This is a genomic window from Streptomyces seoulensis (assembly GCF_022846655.1).
In the GTDB taxonomy this organism is placed as follows: Bacteria; Actinomycetota; Actinomycetes; order Streptomycetales; family Streptomycetaceae; genus Streptomyces.
Window position 1 is genome coordinate 5,095,086 of the sequence record NZ_AP025667.1, and the last position, 16,867, is coordinate 5,111,952.

Consider the following 16,867-nt stretch of genomic DNA (forward strand, 5'->3'; position numbering starts at 1 on the left):
GGGGAAGCTCGCACCAGCCCCGGCGCCCACCAGGCCGGTTCGCCCGCTGAGGCACCGTCGGCTGCCAGAATGACGCCCATGCAGACCTGGACCGCCGTCGCACACCGGGGCGACCCCTACCGCTTCCGCGAGAACACCCTCGCCTCGCTGCGCTCCGCGCTCGACCGGGGTGCGGACGCGGTCGAGATCGACGTACGCCTGACGCGCGACGGCGTACCCGTCCTGCTGCACGACGCCTCGCTGAAGCGCCTCTGGGAGATCGACCGCCCGCTGTCATCCCTCGCGGCGGCCCAGGTGACGGAACTGACGGCGGGCGGCGTCCCCACCCTGGCGGAAGCCCTGTCCGCCACGGAGGGCACCCGCGTGATGGCGGACCTGTGCGGCGGCGTGACCCCCCGCACGGCGGACCGCGTCCTGGACGTGGTCCGCGAGGCCGACGCGGAGGACCGCGTCTACTACTCCGCGGGCGCCGAATCCCTCCTGACCCTCCGCGCCGCGGCCCCCTCCGCCGAACTGGCCCTCACCTGGACCAGCACGGCCCGCCCCCGCCCGGCCGTCCTCACGGCCCTGCGCCCCCGCTACCTCAACTACCGCTTCTCCCTCGTCGACCGCGACCTGGCCCACCGGGTCCACAAGGAGGGCTACCTCCTTTCGGTATGGACCCCGGACACGGGCCGCTCGATGCGCAAGCTGCTGTCCCTGGGCGCGGACTCGATCACGACGAACCGGATCGACACGCTGACCGCGCTGCGAAAGCAGGCGGGGTAGACACCGGCCGGCAGAACGTCCAAGCCGTGAGCGCCCGTCGAAAGGCCCCCTTGGCTGAAGGCCCCCGCCGAGGTTTGCTGTCCTCAGGGGAGGGATGGCGTATGGCCGACGAGTCCGACGTCCTGCTCGAACTGTGGAAGGGACAGCGCGAGGAAGCCCGGCAGATGGAGAACCAGCGGGCAGCGCTCACCAACATCGTGATCATCGTGGCGGCCGCCGCTTTCGGCTTCCTCACCCAGCAAGGCGGCCTCAGTGCCTCTTCGCTGGGCGTGACCGTGCCCCTGTGTGCGTTGGGGACGTTCGGCGCGTTGGCGAGCGCGAAGTACGGAGAGCGGTGGGCCGTCCACTCCGGCCTTGCGGGCAGGCTGCGCCACGAGCTCGGGGTCCGTCACCCGGGACTCGGGCTGCCCGACCTCATCGCCGGCAACCAGGCGGTGCACAGAGCGAAGTTCCCTCAGGTGCTCAAGCTCAAGATCTGGATGCTCTGGGTGGTGCTCCACGCGGCCATCGCCCTCGGAGGGCTGCTTCTCAGTGTCTGGATCGTGGTGACCCTATGAGTCGCCGGCGCTGCCGGACACGGGGTCGGAGGAGACGTGGACGACGTCATCGTCCGGATGCACGACCTGCTCCGACCGGGGCGACGGTCCTGACGCCCCGGTCGGTGACGCCTCACTCCCCCACGTACTCCGCCAGGTGCTGCCCGGTGAGCGTCGACCGGTCCGCCACCAGCTCGGCCGGCGTCCCCTCGAAGACGACCCGGCCGCCGTCGTGGCCCGCGCCGGGGCCCAGGTCGATGATCCAGTCCGCGTGGGCCATCACCGCCTGGTGGTGCTCCACCACGATGACGGACTTACCGGAGTCGACCAACCGGTCGAGCAGACCGAGGAGTTGCTCGACATCGGCGAGGTGCAGTCCGGCGGTCGGCTCGTCGAGGACGTAGATGCCGCCCTTGTCCCCCATGTGCGTGGCCAGCTTGAGCCGCTGGCGTTCGCCGCCGGAGAGGGTGGTCAGCGGCTGGCCGAGGGTGAGGTAGCCGAGGCCCACGTCCGAGAGCCGGGTCAGGATGCGGTGCGCGGCCGGGATACGGGCCTCTCCCTCGGCGAAGAACCGCTCCGCCTCACTCACCGGCATCGCCAGCACCTCGCTGATGTCGCGGCCCCCGAGCCGGTACTCCAGCACCGCCGACTGGAAGCGCCTGCCCTCGCACTCCTCGCACGTCGTGGCGACGCCCGCCATCATGGCGAGGTCGGTGAAGACGACGCCGACGCCGTTGCACGTGGGGCACGCGCCCTCGGAATTGGCGCTGAACAGCGCGGGCTTGACCCCGTTGGCCTTGGCGAACGCCTTGCGGATCGGGTCCAACAACCCTGTGTACGTGGCGGGGTTGCTCCGCCGCGAGCCCTTGATCGCGCCCTGGTCGACGGAGATGACCCCCTCGCCCTCGGGCACCGACCCGTGTACCAGCGAGCTCTTGCCGGACCCGGCGACCCCGGTCACGGCGACCAGCACCCCGAGCGGGATGTCCACGTCGACACCGCGCAGGTTGTTGGTGTCCGCACCCCGGATCTCCAGCGCGCCCTTGGGCTCGCGGACCGTCTCCTTGACCGAGGCCCGGTCGTCGAGATGGCGCCCGGTGACGGTGTCCGAGGCCCGCAGCCCCTCGACCGTGCCCTCGAAGCAGACGGCGCCGCCGCCCGTGCCGGCGCCCGGACCGAGGTCGACCACATGGTCGGCGATGGCGATCGTCTCCGGCTTGTGCTCCACGACGAGCACCGTGTTGCCCTTGTCGCGCAGCCGCAGCAGCAGGCCGTTCATCCGCTGGATGTCGTGCGGGTGCAGTCCGGTGGTGGGCTCGTCGAAGACGTATGTGACGTCGGTGAGCGAGGAGCCGAGGTGCCGGATCATCTTCACCCGCTGCGCCTCGCCGCCGGACAGCGTGCCCGAGGGGCGGTCGAGGGAGAGATAGCCGAGGCCGATCTCCACGAACGAGTCGAGGCTGTGGCCCAGCGCGGTGAGCAGCGGGGCCACGGAGGGGTCGTCGAGTCCGCGTACCCAGTCGGCGAGGTCGGTGATCTGCATCGCGCAGGCGTCCGCGATGCTCACTCCGTCGATCTTCGACGTACGGGCGCCCTCGTTCAGCCGGGTGCCCTCGCATTCGGGGCAGACGGTGAAGGTGACGGCCCGCTCCACGAAGGCGCGCACGTGCGGCTGGAGCGTGTCGACGTCCTTGGACAGGAACGACTTCTGGATCTTCGGGATCAGACCCTCGTAGGTGAGGTTGATGCCCTCCACCTTGATCTTGGTGGGCTCCTTGTGGAGCAGGTCGTGCAGCTCGCGCTTGGTGAACTTCGCGATCGGCTTGTCCGGGTCGAAGAAGCCGCAGCCGGTGTAGATACGGCCGTACCAGCCGTCGACGCTGTACCCGGGGATGGTCAGCGCGCCCTCACGCAGCGACTTGGAGTCGTCGTAGAGCTGGGTGAGGTCGATGTCGGTGACCGCGCCCCGGCCCTCGCAGCGCGGGCACATCCCGCCAGTGCGGCTGAAGGTCACCTTCTCCGCCCTGCGCGCCCCTTTTTCCACCTTGATCGCGCCGCTGGCCTGCACCGACGCGACGTTGAAGGCGTACGCGCCGGGCGGGCCGATGTGCGGGGCGGCGAGCCGGCTGAACAGGATGCGCAGCATGGCGTTGGCGTCGGTGGCGGTGCCGACGGTGGAGCGGGGGTCGGCGCCGAGGCGCTGCTGGTCCACGATGATCGCGGTGGTCAGCCCGTCGAGCACGTCCACCTCGGGGCGGGCGAGCGTCGGCATGAAGCCCTGCACGAACGCGCTGTACGTCTCGTTGATCAGCCGCTGCGACTCGGCGGCGATGGTGCCGAACACCAGCGAACTCTTGCCGGAGCCGGAGACGCCGGTGAACACCGTCAGCCGGCGCTTGGGGATCTCGACGCTGACGTCCTTGAGGTTGTTCACCCGCGCGCCGTGGACCCGGATCATCTCGTGGCTGTCGGCGGCGTGCGCGTCCGTGCCCGTGCCCGTGCTCATGCTGTCTCCATCTTCAGGTACCGGCCCCTTTTCCCGCGCTGGACCGCTCAGCGGTGTTCCTGGATGCGGAGCATGTTGCCCGCGGGGTCCCGCACCGCGCAGTCCCGGATGCCGTACGGCTGGTCGGCCGGCTCCTGGACGATGTCGGCGTCGGCGGCCACCAGCCGGTCGAAGGTACCGTCCAGGTCGGGGGTGGCGAGGACCAGGCTGGCGTAGGTGCCCTTGGCCATCATCTCGGCGATGACGCGGCGCTCGTCGTCCGTGATGCCGGGGTCCATGGCGGGCGGGCTCAGCACGATGTTCGTGTCCGGCTGGCCCTTGGGGCCGACGGTGAGCCAGCGCAGGTCGTTGTGTCCCACGTCGTTGCGCAGCTCGAAGCCGAGGGTGTCCCGGTAGAAGGCGAGGGCCGCCTCCGGGTCGTCCTGGGGGAGGAAGCTGGCGTGAATGCTGATGTCCATGGCCGTCACGCTAGCCGCGGCCGGAAACCCGCGCTTCTCGATTCCTGACCGGTCTGGTCACCACCTTGACCACGCAGGTCGGCAGCCCCTCCGTGGCCCGCGCGGCCTCGGTCCGGTACACGCTCGGCGGCATCCCGACCAGCTCGCTGAACCGCGTGCTGAAGGTCCCGAGCGAGGAGCACCCCACCTCGAAGCACACCTCGGTCACACTCAGATCCCCCCGCCGCAACAACGCCATCGCCCGCTCGATGCGCCGCGTCATCAGATAGCTGTACGGCGACTCCCCGTACGCCGCCCGGAACTGCCGGCTCAGATGCCCCGCCGACATGTTCACCCCCCGCGCGAGCGCCTCGACGTCCAGCGGCCGCGCGTACTCCCGGTCGATCCGGTCCCGCACGCGCCGCAACAACCGAAGATCCCGCAGTCGGCGCGCGTCACCGGATGACTCACTCATCCTGAAATCGTGCCATGTCCGGCGCACCGCAAGGGTCGATGATCTTCGTGGTGTGCCATCCAGAGGACCACGTCACAGACTCGCAGCGCGCTCACGGTCTCGGGTATCCCGGCTCGTTCCCGCAGGTCGAGCAGTTCGTGGTGGAGGGCGTGGCCATCGGCTCGGAGCGCGCGGTGAAGATCGAGCCAGAAGGACGACGGACTGCCGAGGACGCACCTGACGACCCTGTCGTAGACGGGGACCAGCCGGGGCCGCTTGCGCGCCAGCAGCTTGCCTGCCGTGACCCAGCCGACGCCGTGCTGGGCATCGAGAAGATCCCACGCCCACTCGGCGGCGGACCCGCTCTCCAGTTCTCCGGCTTCGGCGTCCGCCATGTCGAGCTCACGCGGCATCTCGGGCAACAGCCTCGACATCTGCTGACCGAGGTCGCCTTCGAGCAGGTCGAGCGAGACCCGGCCGGGCACGGTCACCGACAACATCTGCACCGCGACCAGATCCTCAGCCGTCACCACATCCGCGACCCCGCCCCGATCACCCCCACCCCCCAGAAGCTCGAACCGAGCCCCCGTATAGGGCGCCCCACCCTCCAGCCCGAAATACCTCCGCAGAGCGACCACGGCACGTTCCGAGCCCAGGTGGCTCCGCACTATGTCCCCCAGACGCGACGACTCCGCCGTCATCCCCACTCCCCTCCTCAAGACCGCATCCACAACGCGAACCCGTCCACAAGTCCCGCGTAGAACCGCTCGTCCGGCACCGCCCCCGGATTCTTGCTCGCGTCGTAGAACGCGACGTTGGGGAACCTGGCGCCGGTGGAGGCGTCGAGGTTCTTGTAGAAGGCGAGCTTGCCCCGGCCGAAGCCCACGAAGAGCCAGAACACCCCGAGGGACGCCGTGTTCTGGAGGAGGGACCGCACCTCGGCCTTGTCCCAGGGCTCGTCCCCGACCTGCGTCACGATGAACGCCGGGTCCTGAGCCCCGGACTCCCGGTAGTGCCCGACGGCGTGCCGCATGGCCGCCGCGACATTTCCCCAGCCCCAGTCCACCTGGGTGTGCAACTGGTCGATGCGCCCCCGGTAGTTGTCGAGCCGGATGTCCTCCAGGAACGGCTGGTCCCCGCTGGAGAAAAGGACGGGGACGGTGCCGTCGTCGTCCAGGTTCGCCGAGAGGGCCAGCACCCGCTCCGCGAAGGCCTGGACCGCGAACGACTCGTACAGCTCCTCCATGTTCCAGCCGTGGTCCAGGAGCAGGTACACCGCCGCCCGTCGCTGCCCGATGCCCCGTACCGCCAGCGCGCGGGACGCCTGCCGGGCCGGGGCGACCAGGGCCGGGGCCACCCGCTCCACCTTCGCCAGATCCACCACGGCGCTCGGCGCCCGCGGCTTCTGCACCGGAACCGGGGCGGGCGCGGGAGGCTCCACGTCGACGCCGTAGTCGGTGGCGAGACCGGCCAGCCCGGACGCGTACCCCTGGCCCACGGCACGGACCTTCCAGCCGCCGTCGCGCCGGTACAGCTCGGCGAGGACGACGACCGTCTCCCCCGAGGTGAAGTCGGGTGCGGTGAAGGAGAGTTCGGTGGCACCCGGCTGGCTGATCGTGAGCACAGGGGCGCGGGTGAAGACCCCGCCCGGCTGCCCCGGATCCACGCTGACGACGACGGCCAGCCGGTCCACGTCGGCGGGCACACGGCCGAGATCCGCCGTCACCACCGATCCCGAGACCGATACGCCGTCCTGAGCCGGATGGTTGTAGAAGACCAGGTCGTGGTCGCCCCGGACCTTGCCCCGCGTGCCCAGCAGCAGCGCCGAGACATCGGAAGCCGGCCCCTGCACCGACACCGACAGCAGCACCGGTGCCGACGACAGCGCCGCGTTCTCCCCCTTGCGCAATGACGTTGCCCGCATACGCCCCCCCCTGATCGCAGGAAGGGAAACGCTAGACCCCCCACGCCCGCTCATGGCAGCTTTTGAGGGAATTTGGTCCGGCTCGGCGAGACGGGTCCTGCCGCTGCCGCGAAGCCCCTACAACCCCACGATCCCGTTCCACCGCCGCGTGAACTCCTGCCTCTCCGTCGGCTTGATGTCGCGGGCGATGGCCAGGCGCTTGCGCATCGTGGGGGTGGGGAAGATCAGGGGGTTCGCGGCGAGGGCCGCCGTTTCCTCGTCGGGGCTGTCGGCGAGGATGTGCTGGGCTGCCGGGACCGGGCAGACGTAGTTGACCCAGGTGGCGAGTTCGGCGGCCACCTCGGGGGTGTAGTAGTAGTCGATCAGGCGCTCGGCGCCCAACTTGTGGGCGGCGCGGTCGGGGATCATCAGGGAGTCCGACCACAGCTCGGCGCCCTCTTCGGGGACGACGAAGCGGATGTGCGGGTTGTCGGCCTGGAGCTGGATGACGTCGCCGGAGTACGCCTGACAGGCGAGGACGTCGCCGCTGACCAGGTCCTTGGTGTAGTCGTTGCCGGTGAAGCGGCGGATCTGGCCCCGGCGCACCTCGCGTTCCACCTGGTCGCACATGGTGTGGAAGTCGTCCGCCGTCCAGCGGGTGATGTCCACGCCGTCGCCCTGCATCAGCAGCGCGAACGCCTCGTTCAGTCCGGAGAACAGCGTCACCCGGCCCTTGAGGTCGCTCGCCCAGAGGTCCTTCACGTTCCGGATCTCGCGGCCGAGGCGGCGGCGGTCGTAGGCGATGCCGGTGATGCCGGACTGCCAGGGGACGGTGAACATGCGGCCGGGGTCGAAGGCGGGCCGGCGCAGCAGCGGGTCCAGGTACTTCGCCACGTTGGGCTGGCGGGCCCGGTCCATCCGCTGCACCCAGCCCAGCCGGACGTACCGCGCGCACATCCAGTCGCTGATGACGATCAGGTCGCGGCCGGTGGGCCGGTGGTTCATCAGCGCGGGGCTGATCTTGCCGAAGAACTCGTCGTTGTCGTTGATCTCCTCGACGTAGTCGACGGAGATCCCGGTGCGCTTCTCGAAGGCGTCCAGCGTGGGCCGCTTGTTGGGGTCGTCGTCATCGGTGTCGATGTACAGCGGCCAGTTCGACCAGGTCAGCCGGTGGTCGGTGGCGGACCGGTCGGGGGCGGAGCGGTCGCCGGGGCGGACGTACGCCGAGGGCACCCCGCACCCGGCGAGCGCGCCGAGCGCGGCGGTGCCCCCGAGGGCCCGCAGCACGGACCGGCGGGAGGGGGCGGAACCACGAACAGAGGTGTGAAGCACCCGGAAAGTGTGCCGCCCCGTCCCCCGGAGGGACAATCGGCCCTGGTCAGGCGTCCAGCGACGTCATGACGTGCTTGATCCGCGTGTAGTCGTCGAACCCGTACGCCGAGAGGTCCTTGCCGTAGCCCGACTTCTTAAAGCCGCCGTGGGGCATCTCGGCGACCAGCGGGATGTGGGTGTTGATCCACACGCAGCCGAAGTCCAGCTTCTTGGACATGCGCATCGCGCGTCCGTGGTCCTTGGTCCACACCGAGGAGGCCAGCGCGTAGTCGACGCCGTTGGCCCACTCGACGGCCTGGGCCTCGTCGGTGAAGGACTGGACGGTGATGACCGGGCCGAAGACCTCGTTCTGGATGATCTCGTCGTCCTGCTTCAGGCCGGAGACGACGGTGGGGGCGTAGAAGTAGCCCTTGTCGCCGACCTGGTGGCCGCCCGCCTCGACCTTGGCGTGCGCGGGGAGCCGCTCGATGAAGCCGGCGACCTGCTTGAGCTGGCCGGGGTTGTTCAGCGGGCCGAAGAGCACGTCCTCGTCGTCCGGCTGCCCGGTCTTGGTCTCGGACGCGGCCTTGGCGAGCGCGGCCACGAACTCGTCGTGGATGGACTCCTGGACGAGGACGCGGGTCGCGGCCGTGCAGTCCTGGCCGGCGTTGAAGAAGCCCGCCACCGAGATGTCCTCCACGGCCTTGGGGATGTCGGTGTCCTCGAAGACGACGACCGGCGCCTTGCCGCCCAGCTCCAGGTGGACCCGCTTGAGGTCCTTGGAGGCCGACTCGGCGACCGACATGCCCGCGCGCACCGAGCCGGTGATGGAGGCCATGGCCGGGGTGGGGTGCTCGACCATCATGCGGCCGGTGTCACGGTCGCCGCAGATGACGTTGAAGACGCCCTCGGGCAGGACCGAGCCGATGATGTCGGCGATGAGGACCGTGGAGGCCGGGGTGGTGTCCGAGGGCTTGAGGACGACCGTGTTGCCCGCGGCGAGCGCCGGGGCGAACTTCCACACGGCCATCATCATCGGGTAGTTCCACGGCGCGACCTGGGCGCAGACGCCGATCGGCTCGCGGCGGATGATCGAGGTAAGGCCGTCCATGTACTCGCCGGCCGAGCGCCCCTCCAGCATCCGGGCCGCGCCCGCGAAGAAGCGGATCTGGTCGACCATCGGCGGGATCTCCTCGGAGCGGGTGAGCCCGATGGGCTTGCCCGTGTTCTCCACCTCGGCCGCGATGAGTTCCTCGGCCCGCTCCTCGAACGCGTCGGCGATCTTCAGCAGGGCCTTCTGCCGCTCGGCGGGGGTGGTGTCGCGCCAGGCCGGGAAAGCCTTGGCGGCGGCGTCCATGGCGGCGTCCACGTCCGCCTGCCCGGACAGCGGCGCGGTCGCGTACACCTCACCGGTGGCGGGGTTGACCACCTCGGTGGTGCGTCCGTCGGCGGCGTCCCGGAACTCACCGGCGACATAGTTCCGGAGTTTGCGCAGCCCACGCGGCTCGGTGCTCACTGCCGGCCTCCTGATCTGGTTCGAGGGTTCGAGCTGGTCAGCCCGGTCGGCCGGTGCGGCGGTCCGCTGCGACCGTCCGGTGACTTCAGTCAGCCACCCTAGTCCGCACCCCCGCGTTTTCAACACCCCCATCGGCACTGATGCTGCGAAATCCGCACGCTGCGGGCTCGTAAACGACGGATTTCATCGCCGAAGCCTTGCGAAACCGACGAGACGTCGTGCACAGTGAAGCCGTGGCCAGTCGAAGCGCAGACCAGAGGGACTCGCCCCGCGAGTCCAGGAGCGAGTCCAGGGGCGCGACCCCCCAGTTGGACGCCGTCTCCCTCGCGATCATCGAGCAGCTCCAGGAGGACGGCCGCCGGCCCTACGCCGCGATCGGCAAGGCGGTCGGTCTCTCCGAGGCGGCCGTGCGACAGCGGGTGCAGAAGCTGCTCGACCAGGGCGTGATGCAGATCGTCGCCGTCACGGACCCGCTCACCGTGGGCTTCCGCCGCCAGGCGATGGTCGGAGTCCATGTCGAGGGTGACGTGGAGAGCGTCGCGGACGCGCTGAGCGCCATGTCGGAGGTGGAGTACGTGGTGATGACCGCGGGTTCCTTCGACGTCCTCGCCGAGATCGTCTGCGAGGACGACGACCACCTGCTGGACGTGATCAACCGGCGCATCCGGGCCCTGCCCGGTGTCCGCTCCACCGAGAGCTTCGTCTATCTCAAGCTCAAGAAGCAGACCTACATGTGGGGAACCCGATAACCGTGACGCAGAAGGACCTCAGCCGCACCGCGTACGACCACCTGTGGATGCACTTCACCCGCATGTCCTCGTACGAGAACTCGCCCGTGCCGACCATCGTCCGCGGCGAGGGCACCCACATCTACGACGACAAGGGCAAGCGCTACCTCGACGGCCTCGCGGGCCTGTTCGTCGTCCAGGCCGGGCACGGCCGGGTGGAACTGGCCGAGACCGCCCTCAAGCAGGCCCAGGAGCTGGCCTTCTTCCCGGTGTGGTCCTACGCCCACCCGAAGGCGATCGAGCTGGCCGAGAGGCTGGCCGGCTACGCGCCCGGCGACCTCAACAAGGTCTTCTTCACCACCGGCGGCGGCGAGGCCGTGGAGACCGCGTGGAAGCTGGCCAAGCAGTACTTCAAGCTGGTCGGCAAGCCCACCAAGCACAAGGTCATATCCCGCTCGCTGGCCTACCACGGCACCCCGCAGGGCGCCCTCTCCATCACCGGCCTGCCCGCGCTGAAGGCCCCCTTCGAACCGCTGGTGCCGGGCGCGCACAAGGTGACGAACACCAACATCTACCGCGCCCCGATCCACGGCGACGACCCGGAGGCGTTCGGCCGCTGGGCCGCCGACCAGATCGAGCAGCAGATCCTGTTCGAGGGCCCGGACACGGTCGCCGCGGTCTTCGTGGAGCCGGTGCAGAACGCCGGCGGCTGCTTCCCGCCGCCGCCCGGCTACTTCCAGCGGGTGCGCGAGATCTGCGACCAGTACGACGTCCTGCTCGTCTCCGACGAGGTCATCTGCGCCTTCGGCCGCCTCGGCACGATGTTCGCCTGCGACAAGTTCGGCTACGTCCCGGACATCATCACCTGCGCCAAGGGCATGACCTCGGGCTACTCCCCGATCGGCGCGACGATCGTGTCCGACCGGATCGCGGAGCCCTTCTACCGGGACGACAACGTCTTCCTGCACGGCTACACCTTCGGCGGCCACCCGGTCTCCGCCGCGGTCGGCCTCGCCAACCTCGACCTGTTCGAGCGCGAGGGCCTGAACCAGCACGTCCTGGACAACGAGGGCGCCTTCCTGCGCACCCTCCAGAAGCTGCACGACCTGCCGATCGTCGGCGACGTCCGCGGCAACGGCTTCTTCTACGGCATCGAGCTGGTCAAGGACAAGAACACCAAGGAGTCCTTCGACGCCGACGAGATCGAGCGCGTCCTGTACGGCTTCCTCTCCAAGGCCCTGTTCGAGAACGGCCTGTACTGCCGCGCCGACGACCGGGGCGACCCGGTGGTCCAGCTCGCCCCGCCGCTGATCGCCGACCAGGAGACGTTCGACGAGATCGAGCAGATCCTGCGCGCCACCCTGACGGAGGCGTGGACCAAGCTCTGACCTTCCCGCGCGGATGCCTCCGGTCGGTCGACCGGCACCGGCCCCGGCGCCGCCCGTTCGAGTGAGAACGGCGGTCCGGGGCCGTGTGCTGTGCCCCCTCCTCCTCGGCGCTGCCTAGCGTGCCAGTGACCGATCGGCCCGGTCTTCGTTCCCCCGAACAGGGCATACGGACACGGGAAAACGGATCAGAACCGAGGTGTACGCCATGGAGGCTCCGCCGGACAACGACGTGCTCTGGGCACGCTCCCTGCACTACAGGTACCCCGACGGCTCCCCCGGCGTGGCCGGCGTCTCGCTGGGCGTACGGGAGAGCGAGATCCTCGCGGTCGGCGGCCCGCGCGGCAGCGGCAAGACCACCCTGCTGCGCTGCCTGTCCGGGCAGGTCAAGGTGGACGACGGCGAGGTGTGGTTCAACAGCTCCCCGGTGCACACCCTGGGCCCGATGGGCCGCGAACGGCTGCGCCGCGACCGGTTCGGCTGGATCGACCCGGCCCCGGCGCTCGTCCCCGAGCTGAACGTCTGGGAGAACGCGGCGCTCCCGCTGATGCTGCGCGGCACGAGCCGCCGGCGCGCCAAGGTGGCCGCGATGGAGTGGCTGGAGCGGCTGGACGTCGGCGACAAGTCACGCAAGCGCCCGCACGAACTGCTCCAGGCCGAGCGCCAGCGCGTCGCCATCGCCCGCGCGCTCGCCCCCGGGCCCACGGTGCTGTTCGCCGACGAGCCGACCGCGCCGCTGCACCGCGCCGACCGCGGCCATGTGCTGCGCACGCTCACCACGGCGGCCCGCTCGCACGGCATCACGGTCGTCCTCGCCACCCACGACCCGGAGACCACGGCCCTGGCCGACCGCACGGTCTCGCTGCTGGACGGGCGGCGCGTGAAGACCGTGAACCTGCCCGACACCCCGGACACGGAAGGCCGGGCGGCGTGCTCGCTCTCCGTCTGACCCGCGCGGCCCGGCCCGCCGTCCAGTTGCGCCGCCTGCTCGTGGCGGCCGCCTCGGCGGGCACCGGCTTCCTGCTGCTCGGCTCCCTCGGCTACGCGATGGACCACCCCCGCACCCCGGGCGCGGCCGCGCTGCGCCTGGCCTGGTGCGTGGTGCCGATCGCCGCGACGGTGTACCTGGCGCGCGCGGTGGCCCGTACCGACCCGGGCACCCGTCCCCGGCCGGGGCTGTCGGCGGTGGGTCTCGGGCCGGGCCGGCTGATGGCGGTCTCCGCGCTGACCACGCTGCTCTCCTGCACGCTGGGCTCGCTGGTCGCGCTGATGTTCTTCCTGCATCTGCGGGGCGATCTGACGGGCATGCCCTTCGACGGGAAGGGCGCGCAGTTCCTCGCGGCCGACCGGCCGTTCCCGGTCCCGGCCGCGCTGACCCTGCTGGCGCTGCTGCCGGTCGCCGCCTCCTCGGCGGTCGCGCTGAGCCTGCGCCCCAGGGACCCGCGCCGGCCGGCCGAGAAGGGCCGCTCCGGGGCGTCCTTCGGTGCCCGCCGGCTCGCCGTCACCCGCCAGGCCCGGACTCCGGAGGAGGAACCCGCGGAGGTCGCCGCCGAGGAGGCGGGCTGGTCGGACGTGCTGACCGTCGCGCCGCCGCCCCGCGAGGCTCCGGCGGGCTTCCCCTGGGGTGTCGCCGCGCTGGCGGCCGGTCTCGCCGTACAGGCGTACGCGAACCGGACCGCCCCGGCGTCCGTGCTCGCGCTGCCCGTGGAGGGCGCCGCCGTGCTGGGCGCCTGGCTGCTCACCGCGCTCGGGCTGGTCCTGGCCGCACCCGGTCTCACCTACCTGTGCGGGCGGCTGCTCCAGTCGGCACAGCCCGGCGCGCTGCGACTGCTGGCGGGGCGGGTGCTGATGTCCGAGGCCACGCGGATCGGGCGCCCGCTCGGCGTGGTCTGCGCGGTGACGTCGGCCGCGCTCGCCACGACCGCGATGTACGACCAGCCGGCCGCCGCCTTCGGGCCGCTGTCCACGGTGGCCACGCTGGTGGTGGGCGGCTGCACGCTGGCCACGCTGCTGACGGCGGCCGTCGAGGCCCGCCAGTCCCGCGCCGGCACGACGGCCGCGCTGCTCCGGCTCGGCGCCCCGGCCACGATGCTGCGGGGCTCCGCCGCACTGCGGGCCGCCGCACTGATCACCTTGTTCGTGCCGCTCACCCTGCTGATCGCCTACCTGTCGGCGCTCCCGCCGACCGGCTGAGGAAGACGGTCCACGGGCCGCCGATGAGTTTTCCGGCGGCCCGCCGTCTATACCGGCGTACGGCATCGCGCACACACTTCAGGGGAGAACCCATGTACCAGCAGATGATCTTCGTGAACCTGGTGACCGCCGACGTGCCCGCCACCCGCAAGTTCTACAGCGGCCTGGGCTACGGCATCAACGAGCAGTTCAGCAGCGACGACTGCGTCAGCGTGGTGATCAGCGACACCATCGTGGCGATGTTCCTGACGCCCGAGCACTACGCCCGCTTCACCCAGAAGAAGATCGTGGACGCCCGCACCTCCAGCGAGGTCCTGCTCTGCCTGAGCGCCGAGAGCCGCTCGAAGGTGGACGAGCTGGTGGACAAGGCCATCGCGGCGGGCGGCACCTCCCACGGCGACCCCCAGGACCACGGCTTCATGTACGGCCGCGCCTTCGACGACCTCGACGGCCACACCTGGGAGGTCATGTGGATGGACCCGGCCGCGATCCAGGGGTGAGCATGCCCGCATGACAGCAGGCCGGATCATCTTCCTCAACGGCACGTCGAGTTCGGGAAAGTCGAGCATCGCGCGCGAGCTGCTCGACATCCTGGACGACGGCGTCTTCTCCCACCTGTCGGTGGACGACTTCAACTCGATGCGCACGCGGCGGGAACTGGGCCCGCGGGAGTTCGACGCCGCCCTGCGCCGGACCCGGCTCGGCTTCCACCGCTCGATCGCGGCCATGGCCGAGGTGGGCAACGACCTCGTGGTGGACCATGTGCTCAGCGAGCCGTGGCGGCTGGCCGACTGTCTGACCGTGCTGCCGCCCGAGGACGTCCTCTTCGTCGGCGTCCACTGCCCGCTGGAGGAACTCCAGCGGCGCGAGCGGGCGCGCGGCGACCGCGAACCGGGCCTCGCCGCGCTGCAGTACGACCAGGTCCACGGCCACGGCGACTACGACCTGGAGTGCGACACCGGTAAGGCGAGCCCGCGGGCCTGCGCCGAGCGGATCAAGGAGTTCCTCCCCCGCCGGCCGACACCCACCGCGTTCAGCCGCCTGCGCGAACTCCTGGACCAGGACCGGATGCCGCGCCACTAGCATGTGCGGATGCCTCCGATACCCGCCCGGCCCGAAGAGGTCGCCCCGGACCATGAGATCGAGTCGCTGGCGGAGTTCGACGCCGTCGTCGCCGCGCACGGAACCCTCGCGCGGTTCCGGGTGCAGGCCGTCGATCTGACCGGCCGTACGGAAGACCTGCTGAAGCTGGACACCACGGGCGCCGTCTTCCTCGGGTGCCCCATGCACACCGGGGCGGCCGCTCACGTCGCGGCCCGCGGCGCCCTGGTCTTCCCGCCGGTGCCGGGCCTCCCCTTCGATCCGTACCGTGGATTCGCCTACACCCCCGAGGAGTTGTTCGCCTCGCTGGCGAACGGGTACGAGGCGACGCCGGACGCTCGGGCGTACGAGTGGTTCCAGCGGACCAAGGACGACGGCGACATCCTCGCCTCGATGCTGCGCGCGGTCCACGACGACTCCGTCTCCGACGCCCTGGACGAACTCCTGGTCGACGCACGGGTGGTGGGCGTCATGGGCGGCCACGCCATGGCCCGCGGCACCGACGCGTACGCGGGTGCGGCCCGGCTCGGACGCGAACTGGCGCGCTCCGGCTTCACGGTGGCGACCGGGGGCGGACCTGGCGCGATGGAGGCGGCCAACCTCGGTGCTTACGCTGCCCCGTTCGAGGACGGGATGCTGACCGAGGCCCTCCGGGTCCTGGCCAAGGCGCCCTCCTTCACGCCGTCCGTGACGGACTGGGCGCGGGCCGCCTTCGAGGTGCGGGAACGCTGGCCGGACGGGGGAGAGTCGGTGGGCATCCCGACCTGGTTCTACGGCCACGAGCCACCCAACGCGTTCGCCTCGCACCTGGGCAAGTACTTCGCCAACGCCACGCGGGAGGACGGCCTGCTGGCCCGCTCCAACGCCGGGGTGGTGTTCCTGCCGGGCGCGGCCGGGACCGTGCAGGAGATCTTCGACAACGCCACGCCCAACTACTACGGCTCGCGCGGCAATCCGACGCCCATGGTGCTGGTGGACGAGGAACACTGGACGGAGAAGCTCCCCACCTGGCCGCTCCTGCGGGCGTTGGCGCGGGAACGGCCGATGGAGTCCCGTATCGCCCTGGTTGGCCGGATCGAGCAGGCTTCCGACGCGTTGAAACGTCTCGGTGGGCAATAAAAAAGTAAAGTCAACGCCCGTTGACGGCCTACGCATTGACATGCTTATGGCGCGCTTATAAACCTGTGTGTCTCGTGGGGGTGCTGGGGCATCGCTCCGTCCGTCGCTCCAACTCCCCCTCTACCCCCCGCAGTTCTGCACTCAGCAAAGGACAAGACTTGTCCATATCCCGCCGTAACGCGCGCCGCTCCGTGCGCATCCTGGGTGTTGCCTCCGCCTCGGCCGCGCTGGCCCTCGGCGTCGCCGGCCAGGCCCTCGCGTGCAACATCAACGACTTCTCGGCCGAGGCCAAGTGCACGGGCGACAAGGGTCAGATCGTCGTCAAGGACATCGACCCCTCCCGCAAGACCGCCACCGTCACCGTGTTCCTCGAGAACAACGGCGCCGATGAGAAGAAGATCGGCGAGCAGCAGGTCACCGGTTCCCGTGAGGGCGCGACGATCACCTTCGACGAGGACTGGAAGGCCAACGCGACCTACCGCGTCCACGTCAAGGTGCCCGGCATCGTCGACGAGGACATCAAGGGCAACCTGACGACCCAGGCGACCGCCTGCGCGAAGGAGGAGGCCCCCTCCCCGAGCGCCCCGGCCTCCGACTCCCCGAAGCCGACCCCGTCGGCCTCCTCCCCGGCCGAGGAGAGCGCCTCCCCGGCCCCCTCCGAGAGCGAGAGCGGCAACGCCGCCGCCCCGGCGTCCGAGGCCCCGAGCAACGCCCCCTCCGCGGCGATCGGTGACTCCAACCTCGCCGAGACCGGTGCGAACTCCAACACCGGCATGATCGCCGGTGTCGCCGGCGCCCTCGTCGTCGTCGGCGGTGGCGCGGTGTACTTCGGCATGCGCCGCCGTGGCGCGAAGAGCGGCGGCTGACGCCTTCGCCCGCCGAGCACGACAGCGGCCCGTCCCCGTCTCGT

Annotated in this window: 17 protein-coding genes; 10 read left to right on the forward strand and 7 right to left on the reverse strand. The window is 70.6% G+C overall.

The window, feature by feature from the left end; genetic code table 11:
• The first annotated feature begins 78 nt into the window (after positions 1-78).
• The gene (locus HEK131_RS23355; protein WP_244336908.1) at positions 79-768 is read left to right on the forward strand and encodes a glycerophosphodiester phosphodiesterase; all 690 of its coding nucleotides are present in this window, start codon (positions 79-81) and stop codon (positions 766-768) included.
• Between the two features lie 101 nt (positions 769-869).
• On the forward strand, positions 870-1,325 hold the full coding sequence (locus HEK131_RS23360) for a hypothetical protein (protein ID WP_244336909.1): 456 nt from the start codon (positions 870-872) through the stop codon (positions 1,323-1,325).
• A gap of 112 nt (positions 1,326-1,437) precedes the next feature.
• Here the strand turns inward: HEK131_RS23360 and HEK131_RS23365 are convergent, their stop codons facing one another.
• From HEK131_RS23365 to HEK131_RS23395, 7 genes are all read right to left on the reverse strand, one after another.
• Positions 1,438-3,810, reverse strand: coding sequence for an ATP-binding cassette domain-containing protein (locus HEK131_RS23365; protein WP_244336910.1), 2,373 nt, complete (start codon positions 3,808-3,810; stop codon positions 1,438-1,440).
• A gap of 47 nt (positions 3,811-3,857) precedes the next feature.
• Positions 3,858-4,268 (reverse strand): VOC family protein, encoded by a 411-nt coding sequence (locus HEK131_RS23370; RefSeq protein WP_244336911.1) that lies wholly within the window; start codon positions 4,266-4,268, stop codon positions 3,858-3,860.
• 10 nt (positions 4,269-4,278) lie between these two features.
• Positions 4,279-4,722, reverse strand: a complete 444-nt coding sequence (locus HEK131_RS23375; protein ID WP_244336912.1) for a helix-turn-helix transcriptional regulator — start codon at positions 4,720-4,722, stop codon at positions 4,279-4,281.
• Entirely contained in the window at positions 4,719-5,402 is a 684-nt protein-coding gene (locus HEK131_RS23380) for a DUF6308 family protein (RefSeq protein WP_244336913.1), read from the reverse strand. Before HEK131_RS23380 ends, HEK131_RS23375 begins: the two co-directional genes overlap by 4 nt.
• Positions 5,403-5,416: 14 nt before the next feature.
• Positions 5,417-6,625, reverse strand: a complete 1,209-nt coding sequence (locus HEK131_RS23385) for a VWA domain-containing protein (protein WP_244336914.1) — start codon at positions 6,623-6,625, stop codon at positions 5,417-5,419.
• 117 nt (positions 6,626-6,742) lie between these two features.
• A complete protein-coding gene (locus HEK131_RS23390) occupies positions 6,743-7,936 on the reverse strand; it encodes an extracellular solute-binding protein (protein ID WP_244336915.1) in 1,194 nt (397 codons plus the stop codon).
• 46 nt (positions 7,937-7,982) lie between these two features.
• The gene (locus HEK131_RS23395; RefSeq protein WP_244336916.1) at positions 7,983-9,431 is read right to left on the reverse strand and encodes a gamma-aminobutyraldehyde dehydrogenase; all 1,449 of its coding nucleotides are present in this window, start codon (positions 9,429-9,431) and stop codon (positions 7,983-7,985) included.
• 218 nt (positions 9,432-9,649) lie between these two features.
• Here HEK131_RS23395 and HEK131_RS23400 point away from each other — a divergent pair, with 218 nt between their 5' ends.
• From HEK131_RS23400 to HEK131_RS23435, 8 genes are all read left to right on the forward strand, one after another.
• The gene (locus HEK131_RS23400) at positions 9,650-10,180 is read left to right on the forward strand and encodes an Lrp/AsnC family transcriptional regulator (RefSeq protein ID WP_217464828.1); all 531 of its coding nucleotides are present in this window, start codon (positions 9,650-9,652) and stop codon (positions 10,178-10,180) included.
• Positions 10,181-10,182: 2 nt separating this feature from the next.
• Positions 10,183-11,547 carry an aspartate aminotransferase family protein gene (locus HEK131_RS23405; protein WP_217464827.1) on the forward strand — a complete coding sequence of 455 codons (1,365 nt, stop codon included), beginning with the start codon at positions 10,183-10,185 and terminating at the stop codon, positions 11,545-11,547.
• A 205-nt stretch (positions 11,548-11,752) separates the two neighbouring features.
• Entirely contained in the window at positions 11,753-12,493 is a 741-nt protein-coding gene (locus HEK131_RS23410; protein ID WP_161146847.1) for an ABC transporter ATP-binding protein, read from the forward strand.
• A complete protein-coding gene (locus HEK131_RS23415; protein WP_244336917.1) occupies positions 12,475-13,737 on the forward strand; it encodes a hypothetical protein in 1,263 nt (420 codons plus the stop codon). Before HEK131_RS23410 ends, HEK131_RS23415 begins: the two co-directional genes overlap by 19 nt.
• A gap of 92 nt (positions 13,738-13,829) precedes the next feature.
• Positions 13,830-14,237: a VOC family protein gene (locus HEK131_RS23420; RefSeq protein ID WP_244336918.1), complete on the forward strand. Its 408-nt coding sequence runs from the start codon at positions 13,830-13,832 to the stop codon at positions 14,235-14,237.
• A 10-nt stretch (positions 14,238-14,247) separates the two neighbouring features.
• Complete coding sequence (locus HEK131_RS23425; RefSeq protein WP_244336919.1) at positions 14,248-14,820, forward strand: chloramphenicol phosphotransferase CPT family protein; 573 nt, start codon at positions 14,248-14,250, stop codon at positions 14,818-14,820.
• Between the two features lie 9 nt (positions 14,821-14,829).
• Positions 14,830-15,957 carry an LOG family protein gene (locus HEK131_RS23430; RefSeq protein ID WP_244336920.1) on the forward strand — a complete coding sequence of 376 codons (1,128 nt, stop codon included), beginning with the start codon at positions 14,830-14,832 and terminating at the stop codon, positions 15,955-15,957.
• A 158-nt stretch (positions 15,958-16,115) separates the two neighbouring features.
• The gene (locus HEK131_RS23435; RefSeq protein WP_217464823.1) at positions 16,116-16,823 is read left to right on the forward strand and encodes an LAETG motif-containing sortase-dependent surface protein; all 708 of its coding nucleotides are present in this window, start codon (positions 16,116-16,118) and stop codon (positions 16,821-16,823) included.
• The last annotated feature ends 44 nt before the right edge of the window (positions 16,824-16,867 follow it).